The following is a 14,846-nucleotide window of genomic DNA, read 5'->3' as shown; positions in this document are numbered from 1 at the left end:
ATCCCTAGTATATATAACGCAATGGTACCACCTGAATCCATGCCGAACTCAGAAGTGAAACATTGTTGTGCTGATGGTAGTATAGGGTCTCCCTATGTTAGAGTAAGTAAATACTAGGGAATATAGTATAATACTATGATTATTTAGAAAATAAAGTTTATGTTGTCTTTAAAACTTTTTTAAAATAACATGCATTATATGCCGGTTTAGCTCAGATGGTAGAGCAACTGACTTGTAATCAGTAGGTCACCAGTTCGATCCCGGTAACCGGCATGATAAATATAATTATATATATTTTGGTGGGATACCCAAGTGGTTAACGGGAGCAGACTGTAAATCTGTCGTTTTTAACTTCGTAGGTTCGAATCCTACTCCCACCATATGTTATTTATTATTAAATTGCAGACATGGTATAATAGGCATTACTTTAGCCTTCCAAGCTAAAAATACGGGTTCGATCCCCGTTGTCTGCTCCAAAAAACATAATATCAAATATATTAGCTGGTATAGCTCAGAAGGTTTTAGAGCACACTCTTGGTATGAGTGAGGTCCCCAGTTCAAATCTGGGTATCAGCATATATTTAATACAGATGATTTTATGATATATCAAATTAAGTTATTTATCGTTTATCAATATATTTAAAATAATTGTTTGGTCAAAGGATATATAAAATGATAGTGCTACAAACACAAAAAGATAATTCTACATTAAAAGGGTTTTTGTCTTTTTGTAAAATTAACGAATATCCTGCTAAAAAAATTTTAATACATCAAGGGCAAATTATTAAACATTTATTTTATATTATCAAAGGTAATGTTATAGTTTTATTAAAAAATAAGGCTATTAACAAGGAAATAATATTATATTATTTATATACAGGAAATTTTATTGGAACATTAGGTATTTTTAATAAAAAATATCAACATAGCACTACTACAATACAATTAAAAACAGAATGTGTAATCGCATCAATATCATATAAAAAATTTTTCCATGTTATTAATATTAATAATGATATTATCATTAAAATTGCTTTACAAATGGCGGATAAATTAAATTATATATCTACTAATTTTGGTAATTTAGTTTTTTTAGATGTAATTAATAGAATTACAATAGCTTTATGGCATTTAGCAAAATCTCCGGTAGCTATTACACATCCAGATGGGATGCAAATTAGGATTACTAGACAAGAAATTGGTAAAATTGTTGGTTGTTCTAGAGAAACCGTTGGTAGAAAACTAAAAATTTTAGAACAACAAAACACTATTTCTGCACGCGGCAAAACAATTATTGTGTATGGTGCACGTTAGGGTACGCGTTAGTTCTAAATAATTTGTTATTTTATTGTAAACCTAATTTATGGTAAATTTTATTTAGTAAGACTGAAGCTTTTGCCTTTGCTTTTTCTGAACCATATAATAAAATATTATTTAAGTAGTTTTCATCTTGTCGATAAAAATAATATTTTTCACGTAATTTATTTAAAAAATAATTCAGATGCTCAATAATATATTCCTTAAAATAGTGATATGTCTGTCCATCAAATTCTTTTTCAAGTTTCAATATTGATGTATTAGTAATATTACTTAATATATTTAATAAATTTGAGATTCCTGGTTTGTTTATCAAGTCATATTTAATTAATGGTGGTGTATCTGAATCTGTGATGGCATGCTGAATTTTATATATAATACTTTTATTATTATCTAATAAACTAATAATATTATTTATATTTATATCTGATTTAGACATTTTTTTTGTAGGATTAGATAAAGACATAATACAACTACCATGATGTCTTATGATTATTTCTGGCACAATGAATACATTACCATAAATRTTATTAAATCTTTTTGCAAGAGTACGAGTTAATTCTAAATGTTGTATTTGATCTTTACCAACAGGAACTTTATGTGTGCCATATAATAAAATATCTGCGGCCATTAAAATGGGATAGTTAAATAAAGCAACAACATTAGTATTATTACAATGAGATTTTTCTTTAAATTGCGTCATTCTACTTAATTCACCAAACTTAGCAAAACAATTTAAAATCCAATTTAATTGTGTATGTTGTGGTACATTTGATTGTGCAAAAATAATACTTTTTTCTGGATTAATGCCACAAGCTAATAACATAGACAATGTATCTAAAATATTTTGGTTTACATTCTGAACATTTTTCATCACGGTTAGAGAATGTAAATCAGCTATACAGTATATACATAAATATTGTTTTTGTAACATTACCCATTGACTTAAAGCACCTATATAATTACCAATAGTTAAATTACCAGTTGGTTGTATACCACTAAATACTGTTAGTTTTTGTAACATAAAATTTTACTCATAAAAAAATTATTTAATAAATATATTTTTTTTAATACATTTAATAGTTTGTATGTAAGACATAGTATTATTAAAAATAAATGATCCAATGACTAATATATCAGCACCACAAATTACAATTTTAGAAATATTATTCGTATTAATACCACCATCAACACTCAATAAAATTTTATTCGTTTGTTTATTTACTATACTATTGATATTTTGTATTTTCTTATAAATAATAGGTAAAAATTTTTGTCCAGCATAACCAGGATTAACTGCCATAATTAAAATCATATCTATTTTTTCTAACACATAATCTAAATAACTTAAAGGTGTTGTAGGAGTTAAAGCTAAACCTGCTTTACAACCATATTGTTTGATTAAATTAATACTACGATCTACATGATATGTATTTTCAGGATGGAAGGTAATATAATTTGCTCCTGCTTTAGCAAAAGAAATAATAAGATTATCTACTGGTTTTGTCATTAAATGTACATCGATGATAGAATCAATACCATAATTTCGTATCGCTTTTAAAACTGTTGGTCCTACAGTAATATTCGGGACATAATGATTATCCATAACATCAAAATGTATAATATCAGCTCCTGCGTGAATAACATCATTAATTTCTTGTCCTAAACAAGCAAAATTAGCAGATAAAATTGATGCAGCAATTAAACATTTAGTCATATAATTTTAGTTTATTCAAATTAATTTTATGTGTTGATGATTATAAATTTATATTTTGTAATTTGCGAATAGCATTAAGAATTATGTTTTCAGTTATATTATAAATAATAGCTTTTCCTATTTCTATTGGAATAATAATACGTATATTATTTTTTAATATTTTTTTATCTCTATAAATATATTCTAAATACTGTTCTGCATTCATATTTAATGGACTACGTATAGGTAATGAACATTTTTGTAATATATTAATAATTCTCATAGAATCTTGATGTTGTAATAATTGTAATTCTTCTGCAATAAAAGTCGCGATAATTATACCAACTGAAACAGCTTCACCATGTAACCATGTATAATTCATTTTTGCTTCTATAGCATGTCCAAAAGTATGTCCTAAATTTAATAATGACCGATTATTATCTTCATATTCATCTTCTGTAACTACTTTAATTTTTAATTCACAACATTTTTTTATACAATAATTAATTTCTTTAGGACATAAATTTAATATTTTAATTACATTTTTTTCCAACCAATTAAAAAAAAATTTATCTAAGATAATACCATATTTGATGACTTCAGACATTCCAGAGATAAATTCCCTTTTAGATAAACTATATAAACAATCTAAATTACTAATTACTGCTATAGGTGAGTAAAACCTACCTATCATGTTTTTCCCTAAAACATGGTTTACTGCTGTTTTTCCTCCAATAGCAGCATCTACTTGTGCTAATAGAGTAGTAGGTACTTGTATAAATTTTATACCTCTTTGATATAAAGAGGCAGCTAATCCAGTAATATCGCCAACAACACCTCCTCCTAAACTAATTAATATAATATCTCTATTATAATTATTTTTTAATAAATATGTAAAAATGATATTTAGAGTGTCTAATGTTTTGTATTGCTCTCCTTCTGGTATAAGAACATAATTACTTTTTATGTTCATTGAATTTAGTTGTTTAGTAAATTTTATAAAATATAAATTAAAAATAGTATCATTAGTTATAATTACTACTGGACAATTTTTTGTTAAAGAACTAAATGATTCTTGTTTATTAAATAAATTAAAACCTATGTGTACAGGATATTGGTGTTTTTGTGTTGATACCATTAAAGAATACATATTTGTAATCCTTAAAATATTTATAATATATTTAAATATTATCTAATAAATGTACTAATTGATTTGCAACTATTTTAGCACTATGTTCATCTGTTGCAATGGTAATATCTGCTATACTAGCATACAAATGATTTCTATCTTTAGCTAAAGTTTGAAAAAATTTTTTTTGTGATATTATATCTTTTTGTTTATGTAATAAAGGACGTTTTTTATCTCTTTTTGTTCTATTTACTTGTTGTTCTATAGTTGTAGTTAAATATATCACAATTCCTCTAGAAGATAATATTTTTCTTGTTTCTTTTAATAAAATTGAACCTCCACCAGTTGCTAAAATAATACCTTGTTTATGAGTAACTTCATCAATAATTTTTTTTTCTCTTTGTCTAAAACCTATTTCTCCTTCAACATCAAAAACCCAACTAATATCTGCACCAGTACGACGCTCAATTTCTTGATCAGAATCGAAAAAATCCATATTTAATAAATAAGCTAATTGTCGTCCAATAGTACTTTTACCAGCGCCCATAGGTCCTATTAAAAATATATTTCTTTTTTCTGCCATTTTATCTCTATTATTTAATAAGTTAGTTAAAATATATTTAACATTAAGTTATAATAACGTTTTTGACAATAGTAGTTATTACTATTAACATATAATATGTTATATAACTATTTCTCTTAAGTTTCTAAGATAAGATAATAATTATATTATCTTATCAAAGAAATATTAAATTACATTATAATATAATATATTACATGGATAAAGATAAAAAATAATTTATATTTTTAATAAATTGATTAGGATTATCTAATGTACCTTTTTCTGCTAAAATTGCTTCTTCTAATAATAAATTAATAAATTTATTTAAATTATTTTCATCAGTAATATTTAAACTTTTTTTAATTAAAATATGATGTGGATTAATTTCAAAATTATATTTAATTTCTGGTGTTTTTTGTCCAGCTGCAGCAAATAATTTTGCCATTTGCGTGCTCATTTCATTTGTATCTGTAGTTACAATAGCAGGCGTATTAAGTAATCTATTTGTTAAAGATACTTTTTTAATTTTTTCACCTAATATTTTCTGTATTTTTTCTAAAAGAGGTTGAAATTGTTTTTCTAGTTTTACAGTATCTTTTTTATTATCTTTATTAATTAACTCGTTAAGTGAATCATCTTGTTTACTAATAGATTGTAATTTTTTACCTGAAAATTCTGTAATATAACTTAACATCCATTCATCAATATGATCTGTTAATAATAGAACTTCAATATTTTTTTGTATAAAAAATTCTAAATGCGGACTACTAATTGCTGTATTATAATTATCTGCGGTTAAAAAATATATGTTTTTTTGACCTGAGATCATTCTATCTACATAATTTTGTAATGAAACTATTTGTTGACTATTATTATTATATGTAGATGCAAAACGTAATAATTTATTGATAATATCTTTATTATTAAAATCTTCAGCAGGTCCTTCTTTAATCACCAAACCAAATTTATTCCAAAAAGTATTATATAGATCTTGTGTTTCTGTAATTTTTAATAACATGTTTAAAACTTTTTTTGTTAACATTGTTTTCATATTACGTATTACAGTATTATTTTGTAAAATTTCTCTGGAAATATTTAATGGTAGATCATTAGAATCAACTAAACCACGTATAAATCTTAAATATTTAGGTAATAATTGTTCAGCATCTTCCATAATAAATACACGTTGTACATATAATTTTAGTCCACTTTTATAATCACGGTTTCTAATATCCCACGGGACATTAGCGGGAATATATAACAAACTAACATATTCTTGTTTACCTTCTACTCGATTATGACTCCAATATAAAGGATCGGTAGAATCATGTGTTAGTTGTTTATAAAATTCTTTATATTCATTATCACTAATATCATTTTTATTACGTAACCATAAAGCTTGAGCTATATTAATCTGTTCCCAAATATTTTTTTTTAATTTTTTATCAAAAGTTTCAATTTCTATTGGTAAAGCAATATGATTAGAATATTTACTAATAATATTTTTAATACGCCATGTATCAAGAAATTCATTAGCATTATCACGAATTTTTAATATGATACTAGTTCCTCGTGTTTTTTTTGTACAATAAGTAATATTATATTCTCCTTCTCCTTTTGAACTCCATAATACTCCTTGCGTATATGGTAAACCTGCTGCTCTTGTTTTAACTAAAACTTCATGTGCAACAATAAACGCAGAATAAAATCCTACACCAAATTGTCCTATTAATTGAGTATTTTTATCTATATTATTTTGGTTATTTTTAATGGATTCAATAAATTCTTTAGTTCCAGATTTAGCAATAGTACCTAAATTCTCAATAACTTCATCATATGACATTCCAATGCCATTATCATGAATAGTTAATGTTTTTTCTTTTTTATCAATTTGAATTTGTATTTTTAATAAAGAATTATTTTCATATAAATCATTGTTTGATAATGCTGCAAATTTTAATTTATCAGCTGCATCAGAAGCATTTGATATTAGTTCTCTTAAAAAAATTTCTTTATTTGAATATAAAGAATGTATCATTAAATGTAATAATTGTTTTACTTCAGATTGAAATTGTTTAGTTTTTGGTTTTTCCATTACTTTAATCCTATACAATAAATTTAAATTATGTTTTTCTATCTTAAAAATAATATTTTATATACATGATATTTTACACAATTATTTGTTAAAATAAGTAATAGCTTCTAGTATAATTTGTTCAAAACCAATTTGCGGCGTAGGAGATAAATATAAGTTAACTTTACCATGAATAAAGATTTTATTTAAAAAAATAATATCTGCTATTGTAAAAATATCTAATAATTTTTGATAATATATTTCTTCTATATCTATATTTACATTGTGTAAAATATTTTTATTATTTTCTATATGCAACATTTTTATTTTTAAAATACTATGTAATAATAACAATATCCTTGTAATAATATTTTCCCAATCAACAGCAAAAGAACGTATGTGATCAATTAAATCAAAAATCTTATTATTAGACTTATTTTTTAAAGCACTTAATAATAAGTATATATGTTTGCTATCAATAATACCTAATATAGTATGTAAATTTTTCGTAGATAAATCACCCATAGCAATTAATTGATTTGTTAAACTCAAAGCATCTCTCATACTTCCTTGTGCGGTATAAGCTATTATAGGTAGTATGTTTATGTCAAAACATATATGTTCTAAATCAAGAATATTTTTTATTTTCTTTATAATTAAATTATATTCAATTAATTTTAAATGGAATTGTATGCATCTTGATTGTATCGTAATAGGTATTTTATGTAGTTCAGTAGTAGCAAATATAAATTTTACATGTTGTGGTGGTTCTTCTATGATTTTTAATAAAGCATTGAAGCTATGTTTAGATAACATATGAAATTCATCAAATATATATATTTTATACCTACTTTGCACGGGTAAATAATTGATTGTATCTAAAATATCTCTAATATCTTCAACTTTAGTTTTAAAAGCGGAATCTAATTCGATAACATCTAAAAGAGTATTATTTTTAATATTGCAACAAATATTACATTGATTACATGGTTTATTTGTAATACCCTTTTTACAATTTAAACCCATCGCAAAAATTCTTGCTAAAGTAGTTTTACCGATCCCTCTACTACCAGATAAAATCCATGATGGATGTATTATCTTGGTAGCTAAGCTATGTTTCATTGCTTGAACTACATGTTTTTGTCCAATAATATCATCAAAATTCTGGGGACGCCATTTACGTGCTAATACTTGAGAATTCATATGTATTAAATATATTACTATTAACGTATTTAATAATATATTATAAAAAGAAAATAACGCAACTATTCTTTTAACACATATTGTTTTTACTACAGCTGCTTCTTTCCAGACCTGACTGGGTTTGTAAAAATAATATTGTTTAAAATAATTACGTTATCTATAATGGATGATATAACATCATACTAAATAAATCAATAATTATTTTTAATATTTTATTTATTATAACTAATAACATTAATATTTTTTTTAGCTATAATTTTTTTATGAAACCGAAAATATACTATATGTTTTCCTAAATATTTGATAGAACCTTTAGGTAAAATAACAATATTTTTTTCTATGTTAAAATTCATATTTTTTAAAGCTAAAACAATATGTTTTTTATTAATAGAACCAAATAGTTTACCTGTTTTGCTTGCTCTAGACTGAATAGTAATATGTTTTATATCCGTCATTTTTTTTGCTTGTATTTCTGCATTTTTAAAACTTTGCAATTGTTTAAATTGAAAATCTTGTATTTTATTTTTTAAATGATGTATATTTTTTTGTGTGGCCAATATACCTATATTTTTAGGAATTAAATAATTTCGTGCATATCCTGGCTTAACACTAATAATTTCAGATTTTTTACCTAATCCTATAAAATTATCTAATAGAATAATTTGCATAATAATATATTACTCATTATTGATGTTGATCAGTATAAGTTATTAAAGATAAATATCTTGCAATTTTAATAGCTTTAGATAATTGTCTTTGATATTTAGCTTTTGTTCCCGTAATTCTACTGGGCACTATTTTCCCGCTTTCAGTAATAAAATTTTTTAAAATATGTATATCTTTATAATCAATTTCTTTGATTTTCTCTGCCGTAAAACGACAAAATTTACGACGTCTAAAATAACGTATCATATTGTATTCCTATAAATTTCATGTGTGTATAATTATTAAATGCAAATATATATTTTTATAAAATTACTAGAGTCTTTTATTTTGTGCTTGTCGTTCATTTTTAATTTTTAAAATAGACGAGATAGTTATACGATTTGTTTTTGTTTGCATAATAAAATATCTCATAATAAATTCATTAGTTTTAAATTTTTTTTCTAATTTTTTTATAATATTATTTACATTCTTTAAMATGATATTTATGAGTATATAATGTGCTTTTTGCATCCTATTAATAGGATATGATAATTGTCTTCTACCCCAATCTTCTAATCTTGTTATAGATCCTTGATGTTCTTGAATATAATTTTTATATATTGTAATAAAATTATTAATTTTTTCACTTTGATCTGGATGTATCATTAATATTATTTCATAATATTTCACATGAATATTCCTTATTAATTAAAATTTTAAGTATTTATTACTACAAGATTATTATTTAATACTAATGTATTATAATACAATCTAATAATATTAGCATTACAAATGTATAACAATTTTATATTTATAAAGGTTAAGTATTATGATAAAAAATAATTGGCAACATTTTTTACATAAAGAAAAAAAAAAGATTATTTTATAAAAATTATTCATAAAATTAATGAAGATATTTTTCAGGGCAAAACTATTTATCCGCCTAAAAAATATATTTTCAGTATATTTAATATAATACATTTATATCAATTAAAAATAGTGATTTTAGGTCAAGATCCTTATCATGGTACTAATCAAGCAAATGGTTTGGCTTTTTCTGTTATGCCTAAAACTAAAATTCCGCCTACATTAAAAAATATTTATAAAGCTATAAAATATGATATACCAAAATTTTATATACCTAATCATGGTTATTTAATAGATTGGGTAAAACAAGGTGTAATGTTATTAAACACTATACTAACAGTAGAAAAAAATCGTCCAAATTCACATGCTAATATTGGTTGGGAAATTTTTACAAATAATGTTATTAAAGTAATTAATAAATACTGTACTAATATAGTCTTTCTTTTGTGGGGGCAAAAAGCACAAAAGAAAAATGTTTTCATTGATAAAAACAAACATCACATATTATGTACTTCACATCCTTCACCATTTTCTTTTTATAAGGGATTTGATAGATGTAAACATTTTTCTCGTGCAAATGACTATCTAAAATCTCGTAATATTATTCCTATAAATTGGTTTATCAAGTCTATTATATAGATGATAATATATATGTGTACAAGGTATAATTATTTAATGATTTTATTGATAAAAAATATGCATTATATTTATACATGGATAATATTAAAATATTAATTCTATCTAACATAGATATATTTCCATAAAGGTAAAATAAATAATGAAAAATATAGGTTTTGCAGGATGGCGTGGTATTGTTGGATCAGTTTTACTAAAAAGAATGTTATATAAAAATGATTTTTATAATACTAAAATATTTTTTTTAACTACGTCGCAAATAGGTGAAAAATGTCCTATATATGCTAATATTAATATACATCCCACGCTACAAGATGCATATAATATTCAATTATTACTATCATTAGATATAATTATTACTTGTCAAGGTAGTAAATATACACGCATTATATATCATAAATTACATGAATATGGTTGGAAAGGTTATTGGATAGATGCTGCATCATATTTACGTCCATTTCCTAACTCATGTATTGTATTAGATCCAATTAATTTACATGTAATTAAGAAAAAAATAGATATGGGTATTAAAACTTTTGTAGGAGGTAATTGCACTGTAAGTTTAATGTTAATGGCATTAGGAGAATTATTTAAACAAAATATGATTGAATGGGTTTTTGTTTCTACATATCAAGCAATATCAGGCGCAGGTGCTAAATTTATACAAGAATTATTATTACAAAACAAATTTATTAATGATAATATACATAATATTATTAATGATAATACGTTAAATATTTTAACATTAGAAAGAAAAATTGCTAATGTTATGGAAAATAAATTATTTCCTAAAAAACATTTAACCATCCCATTGATTAATAATGTAATTCCATGGATTGATCAAAAAATGAATAATGGTCAAACTAAAGAGGAATGGAAAGGCCAATTTGAAACAAATAAAATATTAGATAATAAATTTATTATACCTATAGATGGGATATGTGTTAGAGTGCCTACATTACGTTCTCATAGCCAATCTTTTATGATTAAATTAAAAAAAGAACTATCAATTAATAATATTACTACATTTCTTCAATCACATAATAAATGGGTAAAAATTATTCCTAATGATTATGAAAATACAAAAAAATATTTAACGCCGCAAGCTACAAATAATACATTAAATATAGCAATTGGTAGAATAAAAAAATTAAATATAGATAAGTATTGTTTTTCTGCATTTACAGTAGGGGATCAATTATTATGGGGGGCAGCTGAACCATTAAGAAGAATATTCAAATTATTAATAAATATATTTTAAAAAATTAGTATATTTTTATCTTGTTTTTTCCATTGTTTATAAGTAATATTTTATAAATAAGATAATAGTTTATCTTATTTATATACATAGAAATTTTATAATTTTATTTTGGAGTAGACAATGCGATTTTTGAATAAAAAGTTATCAATATTAGTTGTATTGATTTTAACTGTGAGTTTAAATGTACCTATGTTAAAAGCATCTGCTTTAAAAAATATCAGTTGGTGGAGTAGTAAAACCAAACCTACAGACACTCATCCTAAAAAAGATAATTTAGAATTATCACAAAAAACAACAAATACAATTGTAGATGATAAATTAGATAATACAATAGAACATCAAGATGATACTGCTCATGATGAGAAGTTAGAAAAAACTTTAAAAAATCATTTTGTTGGTTCAACAAATATTATCAATACAGAATCTTTTAATAAGCAAGGTAATGATTTAGTAAATTCTGTTCCAACTAATAATATTAATAGTAGTTATAGTAGTAATTTTAACGAAGAAGATCTAGACATACAAAGCGAAGAACAAAAAGTATCATATGCATTAGGTGTTTCTTTTGGACAATATTTACAAGATTCTTTTGATGAACAACAAAAACTAAACATTGTTTTAAATAAAAAATATGTATTACGTGGTATACAGGATATTTTAGAACACAAAAAATTATTAATACCTGAAAAAGAAATACAAAGAGTTTTACAAAAATTTGAATCTGATGTAAAAAATTCTACAGATAATTTTGTAAAAAATCAATCTAAAGTAAATATAGTTACAGGTAAAAAGTTTGTTAATCAATTAATTAAAAATAAAAAATACAAAAAAACACGTACTGGTCTTGTATACAAAATATATAGAAAAGGCAAATTACAACTTCCTAAAAAAGGAAAAATATTTGTCAAAGTTCATTATATTGGTAAATTAATTAATGGTGTTGAAGTTGATAATACTTATATTCGCAAACAACCATTAATTATTGATTTACATAAAACAATACCTGGCTGGCAAGAAGGATTAAGACTTATTGGTAAAGGCGGGAAAATAACATTAGTGATTCCATATAATTTAGCTTATAATCATGATGTAATTACTGGCATACCTGTGAATTCTACACTTATTTTTGATATTGAATTATTAGATTTTAAATATAATGTTAGTTCTTTTAACCATAAACAACATCATAATAAACATCATATAACACATAAAAAATTACTTCATGCTAATGTTGCGAAACACAAACATAGTAAAAACATAGTAAAAAAATCACATTAAAAATGAAATTTTTTATAACAAAAAAAATAATAAATAACATTATTAATGATATTGTATAACATAATTTTTATCTTTTGGCTTGTTGATATTTAATCTTCATAAGGTACTTTATATGACTTTTGTGCTGTTAGTAACAAAAGCGCCATTTAATACACAGAATGCTTATTCTGCATATTGTTTTGCTAAAGCATTATTACTGCAAGGAAAACATTGTTTAAAAAACATATTTTTTTATTGTGATGGTGTATATAACGCTAATAACAACTTTATTATTAAAGGCAGATTAAGTTTGACACAGTTATGGATAGAATTAAGTATAAAATATAGTATAGAATTATTTATATGTGTAAAATCTCTAGTTCAAAGAGGTTTGGAATGTGAAAAAATTTTATATAAACAAAATGAAAATTTTATGTTAATAAATAACAATTTTAAAATTACTAATTTAGTAACATTAACAAATTTTATATTATCTTGTGATCGTTTTGTACAATTTTAATGAATAATGTAGCTATTATTTTTTCTAAAGCACCATATGGTAATAATTCTGGACAAGAAGGACTGGATGTTATTATTTCTATATCCTCATTTATTGAGGATATAGCATTATTTTTTATATCTGATGGTATTTTGCAAATTAAATCACAACAAAAATCAAGAAATATTTTTTTACCTAATAAAAGTTTAACATTTAAAATGCTATTATTATGTAATATAAAGAAATTTTTTGTATGTGAAAAATCAATGAATATGTTAGGAATTAGTGATCATATAGATAATTGGGTGATACCTGTAAAATATATACAGCCTAATGTATGGAATAAATATATTAATCATTATAATATTATTATGAATTTTTAACAAATAAATAGTGTTATTATGTTGTATATTTTATCAAATTCACCATTACATTGTAATTTTATTATATTATTAGATATTTTAAATAAAAATGATGATCTTATCTTAATACAAGATGGTATTTTAGCAGGTTTATCTAATAGTTTTTTTCATAAAAAGATAAAACAAATTAAATCTCAAAAAAAAATATCCATATTTGCTATACACGATGATATTACAGCTAGAGGATTATTAAATAATTTTAGTAAAGAAATTATTATTATAGATTACAACAAATTTGTTAGCTTAACTATTAAACATAAACAGCAAATATTATGGTCATAATGTTAAAAATACATATACATAATTAAAATATACATTATATAATAACTTTATCATAATATACGGTAGGACTTTATTTAATGGTAACAATTAATCAGTTAGTACGTAAACCTAGAACTAGAAAAAAAACAAAAAGTAATGTCCCGGCTCTAAATTCTTGTCCTCAAAAACGTGGTGTATGTACAAAAGTATATACTACAACTCCTAAAAAACCTAATTCTGCATTACGTAAAGTATGTAGAGTACGTTTAACAAATGGTTATGAAGTAACATCCTATATTGCTGGTGAAGGTCATAATTTACAAGAGCATTCTGTAGTTTTAATTAGAGGAGGCAGAGTAAAAGATTTACCAGGTGTGCGTTATCATACTATTAGAGGAACATTAGATTGTTCAGGAGTAAAAAATCGTAAAAAAGGTCGTTCAAAATATGGTGTTAAACAAACTAAATGATATTTTAATTTAATATAATAAATATGGAAGACATATTATGCCTCGTAGACGTATTATTAGTCAAAGAAAAATTGTACCTGATTCAATATTTTCCTCAGAATTATTATCAAAATTTATTAATATTATTATGTTACATGGTAAAAAATCTGTAGCAACAAATATTGTATATTCTGCATTAAAAATAGTTTCTGAAAAAAGATCTATGAGTATTTTAGATGTTTTTAATCATGTCTTAGAAAATATTAAACCTATAGTAGAAGTTAAATCTAGAAGAGTAGGCGGTTCTACATATCAAGTACCAGTAGAAGTACGACCTACTAGAAGAAATACTCTTGCTATGAAATGGCTAGTATATGCAGCTAGAAAACGTAATGAAAAATCTATGATTTTAAAATTAGCATATGAAATGTTTGATGCAATAAATAAAAAAGGCAATGCAATTAAAAAGAAAGAAGAAGTACATCGTATGGCAGAAGCAAATAAAGCCTTTGCACATTATAGATGGTAATTATCATACCTTATTGCATATAAGTTATGAATAGAAATT

At 23.7% G+C, this 14,846-nt stretch carries 17 protein-coding genes, 4 tRNA genes, 1 rRNA gene, 1 other RNA gene and 1 pseudogene; 14 read left to right on the top strand and 10 right to left on the bottom strand.

The annotated features are described in order from the left end of the window. Window positions 1–3 precede the first annotated feature (3 nt). The 6 genes from rrf to GJT87_RS01755 all read left to right on the top strand — a co-directional run bounded on the left by rrf (window position 4) and on the right by GJT87_RS01755 (window position 1,314). Window positions 4–119: ribosomal RNA gene (gene rrf / locus GJT87_RS01780) — 5S ribosomal RNA — on the top strand. An 81-nt stretch (window positions 120–200) separates the two neighbouring features. Continuing rightward, a tRNA-Thr gene (locus GJT87_RS01775) sits at window positions 201–273 on the top strand. A 25-nt stretch (window positions 274–298) separates the two neighbouring features. After that, window positions 299–380: transfer RNA gene (locus tag GJT87_RS01770), tRNA-Tyr, on the top strand. A gap of 21 nt (window positions 381–401) precedes the next feature. After that, window positions 402–476: transfer RNA gene (locus GJT87_RS01765), tRNA-Gly, on the top strand. Window positions 477–500: 24 nt separating this feature from the next. Continuing rightward, a tRNA-Thr gene (locus GJT87_RS01760) sits at window positions 501–576 on the top strand. 99 nt (window positions 577–675) lie between these two features. Then, entirely contained in the window at window positions 676–1,314 is a 639-nt protein-coding gene (locus tag GJT87_RS01755) for a cyclic nucleotide-binding domain-containing protein (protein WP_168895795.1), read from the top strand. A gap of 31 nt (window positions 1,315–1,345) precedes the next feature. On the opposite strand, the gene trpS is transcribed toward GJT87_RS01755, so the two are convergent. The 10 genes from trpS to rpsF form a co-directional block, all read right to left on the bottom strand. After that, window positions 1,346–2,341 carry a tryptophan--tRNA ligase gene (gene trpS, locus GJT87_RS01750; RefSeq protein ID WP_168895696.1) on the bottom strand — a complete coding sequence of 332 codons (996 nt, stop codon included), beginning with the start codon at window positions 2,339–2,341 and terminating at the stop codon, window positions 1,346–1,348. 21 nt (window positions 2,342–2,362) lie between these two features. Further along, window positions 2,363–3,034, bottom strand: a complete 672-nt coding sequence (rpe, locus tag GJT87_RS01745; RefSeq protein ID WP_168895695.1) for a ribulose-phosphate 3-epimerase — start codon at window positions 3,032–3,034, stop codon at window positions 2,363–2,365. A gap of 40 nt (window positions 3,035–3,074) precedes the next feature. Continuing rightward, on the bottom strand, window positions 3,075–4,163 hold the full coding sequence (gene aroB / locus GJT87_RS01740; protein ID WP_246213246.1) for a 3-dehydroquinate synthase: 1,089 nt from the start codon (window positions 4,161–4,163) through the stop codon (window positions 3,075–3,077). Between the two features lie 31 nt (window positions 4,164–4,194). Beyond that, on the bottom strand, window positions 4,195–4,725 hold the full coding sequence (aroK, locus tag GJT87_RS01735) for a shikimate kinase AroK (RefSeq protein ID WP_168895694.1): 531 nt from the start codon (window positions 4,723–4,725) through the stop codon (window positions 4,195–4,197). A gap of 190 nt (window positions 4,726–4,915) precedes the next feature. Continuing rightward, window positions 4,916–6,799 carry a molecular chaperone HtpG gene (gene htpG, locus GJT87_RS01730; protein WP_168895693.1) on the bottom strand — a complete coding sequence of 628 codons (1,884 nt, stop codon included), beginning with the start codon at window positions 6,797–6,799 and terminating at the stop codon, window positions 4,916–4,918. 81 nt (window positions 6,800–6,880) lie between these two features. Further along, complete coding sequence (gene dnaX, locus GJT87_RS01725; RefSeq protein WP_168895692.1) at window positions 6,881–7,981, bottom strand: DNA polymerase III subunit gamma/tau; 1,101 nt, start codon at window positions 7,979–7,981, stop codon at window positions 6,881–6,883. A gap of 55 nt (window positions 7,982–8,036) precedes the next feature. Then, an RNA gene (gene ffs / locus GJT87_RS01720) (signal recognition particle sRNA small type) lies at window positions 8,037–8,133 on the bottom strand. A gap of 60 nt (window positions 8,134–8,193) precedes the next feature. Then, window positions 8,194–8,649 carry a 50S ribosomal protein L9 gene (rplI, locus tag GJT87_RS01715; protein WP_168895691.1) on the bottom strand — a complete coding sequence of 152 codons (456 nt, stop codon included), beginning with the start codon at window positions 8,647–8,649 and terminating at the stop codon, window positions 8,194–8,196. 16 nt (window positions 8,650–8,665) lie between these two features. After that, window positions 8,666–8,893, bottom strand: coding sequence for a 30S ribosomal protein S18 (gene rpsR / locus GJT87_RS01710; protein WP_168895690.1), 228 nt, complete (start codon window positions 8,891–8,893; stop codon window positions 8,666–8,668). Window positions 8,894–8,959: 66 nt separating this feature from the next. After that, on the bottom strand, window positions 8,960–9,316 hold the full coding sequence (gene rpsF, locus GJT87_RS01705; protein WP_168895689.1) for a 30S ribosomal protein S6: 357 nt from the start codon (window positions 9,314–9,316) through the stop codon (window positions 8,960–8,962). A gap of 177 nt (window positions 9,317–9,493) precedes the next feature. Here rpsF and ung point away from each other — a divergent pair. The 8 genes and pseudogenes from ung to rpsG all read left to right on the top strand — a co-directional run. After that, window positions 9,494–10,132 (top strand): annotated as a pseudogene (ung, locus tag GJT87_RS01700) (uracil-DNA glycosylase); the annotation flags it as partial. Window positions 10,133–10,268: 136 nt separating this feature from the next. Continuing rightward, window positions 10,269–11,390 carry an aspartate-semialdehyde dehydrogenase gene (asd, locus tag GJT87_RS01695; RefSeq protein ID WP_211080595.1) on the top strand — a complete coding sequence of 374 codons (1,122 nt, stop codon included), beginning with the start codon at window positions 10,269–10,271 and terminating at the stop codon, window positions 11,388–11,390. Between the two features lie 129 nt (window positions 11,391–11,519). After that, window positions 11,520–12,668 carry an FKBP-type peptidyl-prolyl cis-trans isomerase gene (fkpA, locus tag GJT87_RS01690; RefSeq protein ID WP_168895687.1) on the top strand — a complete coding sequence of 383 codons (1,149 nt, stop codon included), beginning with the start codon at window positions 11,520–11,522 and terminating at the stop codon, window positions 12,666–12,668. Between the two features lie 112 nt (window positions 12,669–12,780). Next, window positions 12,781–13,167 carry a sulfurtransferase complex subunit TusD gene (gene tusD / locus GJT87_RS01685; RefSeq protein ID WP_168895686.1) on the top strand — a complete coding sequence of 129 codons (387 nt, stop codon included), beginning with the start codon at window positions 12,781–12,783 and terminating at the stop codon, window positions 13,165–13,167. Further along, window positions 13,167–13,529: a sulfurtransferase complex subunit TusC gene (gene tusC, locus GJT87_RS01680; protein WP_168895685.1), complete on the top strand. Its 363-nt coding sequence runs from the start codon at window positions 13,167–13,169 to the stop codon at window positions 13,527–13,529. Before tusD ends, tusC begins: the two co-directional genes overlap by 1 nt. Before the next feature lie 18 nt (window positions 13,530–13,547). Further along, a complete protein-coding gene (gene tusB / locus GJT87_RS01675; protein WP_168895684.1) occupies window positions 13,548–13,850 on the top strand; it encodes a sulfurtransferase complex subunit TusB in 303 nt (100 codons plus the stop codon). A 77-nt stretch (window positions 13,851–13,927) separates the two neighbouring features. After that, window positions 13,928–14,299, top strand: coding sequence for a 30S ribosomal protein S12 (gene rpsL / locus GJT87_RS01670; protein ID WP_168895683.1), 372 nt, complete (start codon window positions 13,928–13,930; stop codon window positions 14,297–14,299). Between the two features lie 37 nt (window positions 14,300–14,336). Next, entirely contained in the window at window positions 14,337–14,807 is a 471-nt protein-coding gene (gene rpsG, locus GJT87_RS01665) for a 30S ribosomal protein S7 (protein WP_168895682.1), read from the top strand. Window positions 14,808–14,846 lie beyond the last annotated feature (39 nt).

It is taken from the genome of Enterobacteriaceae endosymbiont of Macroplea mutica, assembly GCF_012571345.1.
Classification (GTDB): Bacteria; Pseudomonadota; Gammaproteobacteria; order Enterobacterales; family Enterobacteriaceae.
This window is presented reverse-complemented; position numbering and strand designations above follow the sequence as displayed.

Excerpts from the sequence above, each read along its gene's own strand:
- rpe (WP_168895695.1), bottom strand. The coding sequence starts at position 3,034 with ATGACTAAATGTTTAATTGCTGCATCAATTTTATCTGCTAATTTTGCT.
- aroB (WP_246213246.1), bottom strand. The coding sequence starts at position 4,163 with ATGTATTCTTTAATGGTATCAACACAAAAACACCAATATCCTGTACAC.
- aroK (WP_168895694.1), bottom strand. The coding sequence starts at position 4,725 with ATGGCAGAAAAAAGAAATATATTTTTAATAGGACCTATGGGCGCTGGT.
- htpG (WP_168895693.1), bottom strand. The coding sequence starts at position 6,799 with ATGGAAAAACCAAAAACTAAACAATTTCAATCTGAAGTAAAACAATTA.
- dnaX (WP_168895692.1), bottom strand. The coding sequence starts at position 7,981 with ATGAATTCTCAAGTATTAGCACGTAAATGGCGTCCCCAGAATTTTGAT.
- rplI (WP_168895691.1), bottom strand. The coding sequence starts at position 8,649 with ATGCAAATTATTCTATTAGATAATTTTATAGGATTAGGTAAAAAATCT.
- rpsR (WP_168895690.1), bottom strand. The coding sequence starts at position 8,893 with ATGATACGTTATTTTAGACGTCGTAAATTTTGTCGTTTTACGGCAGAG.
- tusD (WP_168895686.1), top strand. The coding sequence starts at position 12,781 with ATGACTTTTGTGCTGTTAGTAACAAAAGCGCCATTTAATACACAGAAT.
- tusC (WP_168895685.1), top strand. The coding sequence starts at position 13,167 with ATGAATAATGTAGCTATTATTTTTTCTAAAGCACCATATGGTAATAAT.
- tusB (WP_168895684.1), top strand. The coding sequence starts at position 13,548 with ATGTTGTATATTTTATCAAATTCACCATTACATTGTAATTTTATTATA.
- rpsL (WP_168895683.1), top strand. The coding sequence starts at position 13,928 with ATGGTAACAATTAATCAGTTAGTACGTAAACCTAGAACTAGAAAAAAA.
- rpsG (WP_168895682.1), top strand. The coding sequence starts at position 14,337 with ATGCCTCGTAGACGTATTATTAGTCAAAGAAAAATTGTACCTGATTCA.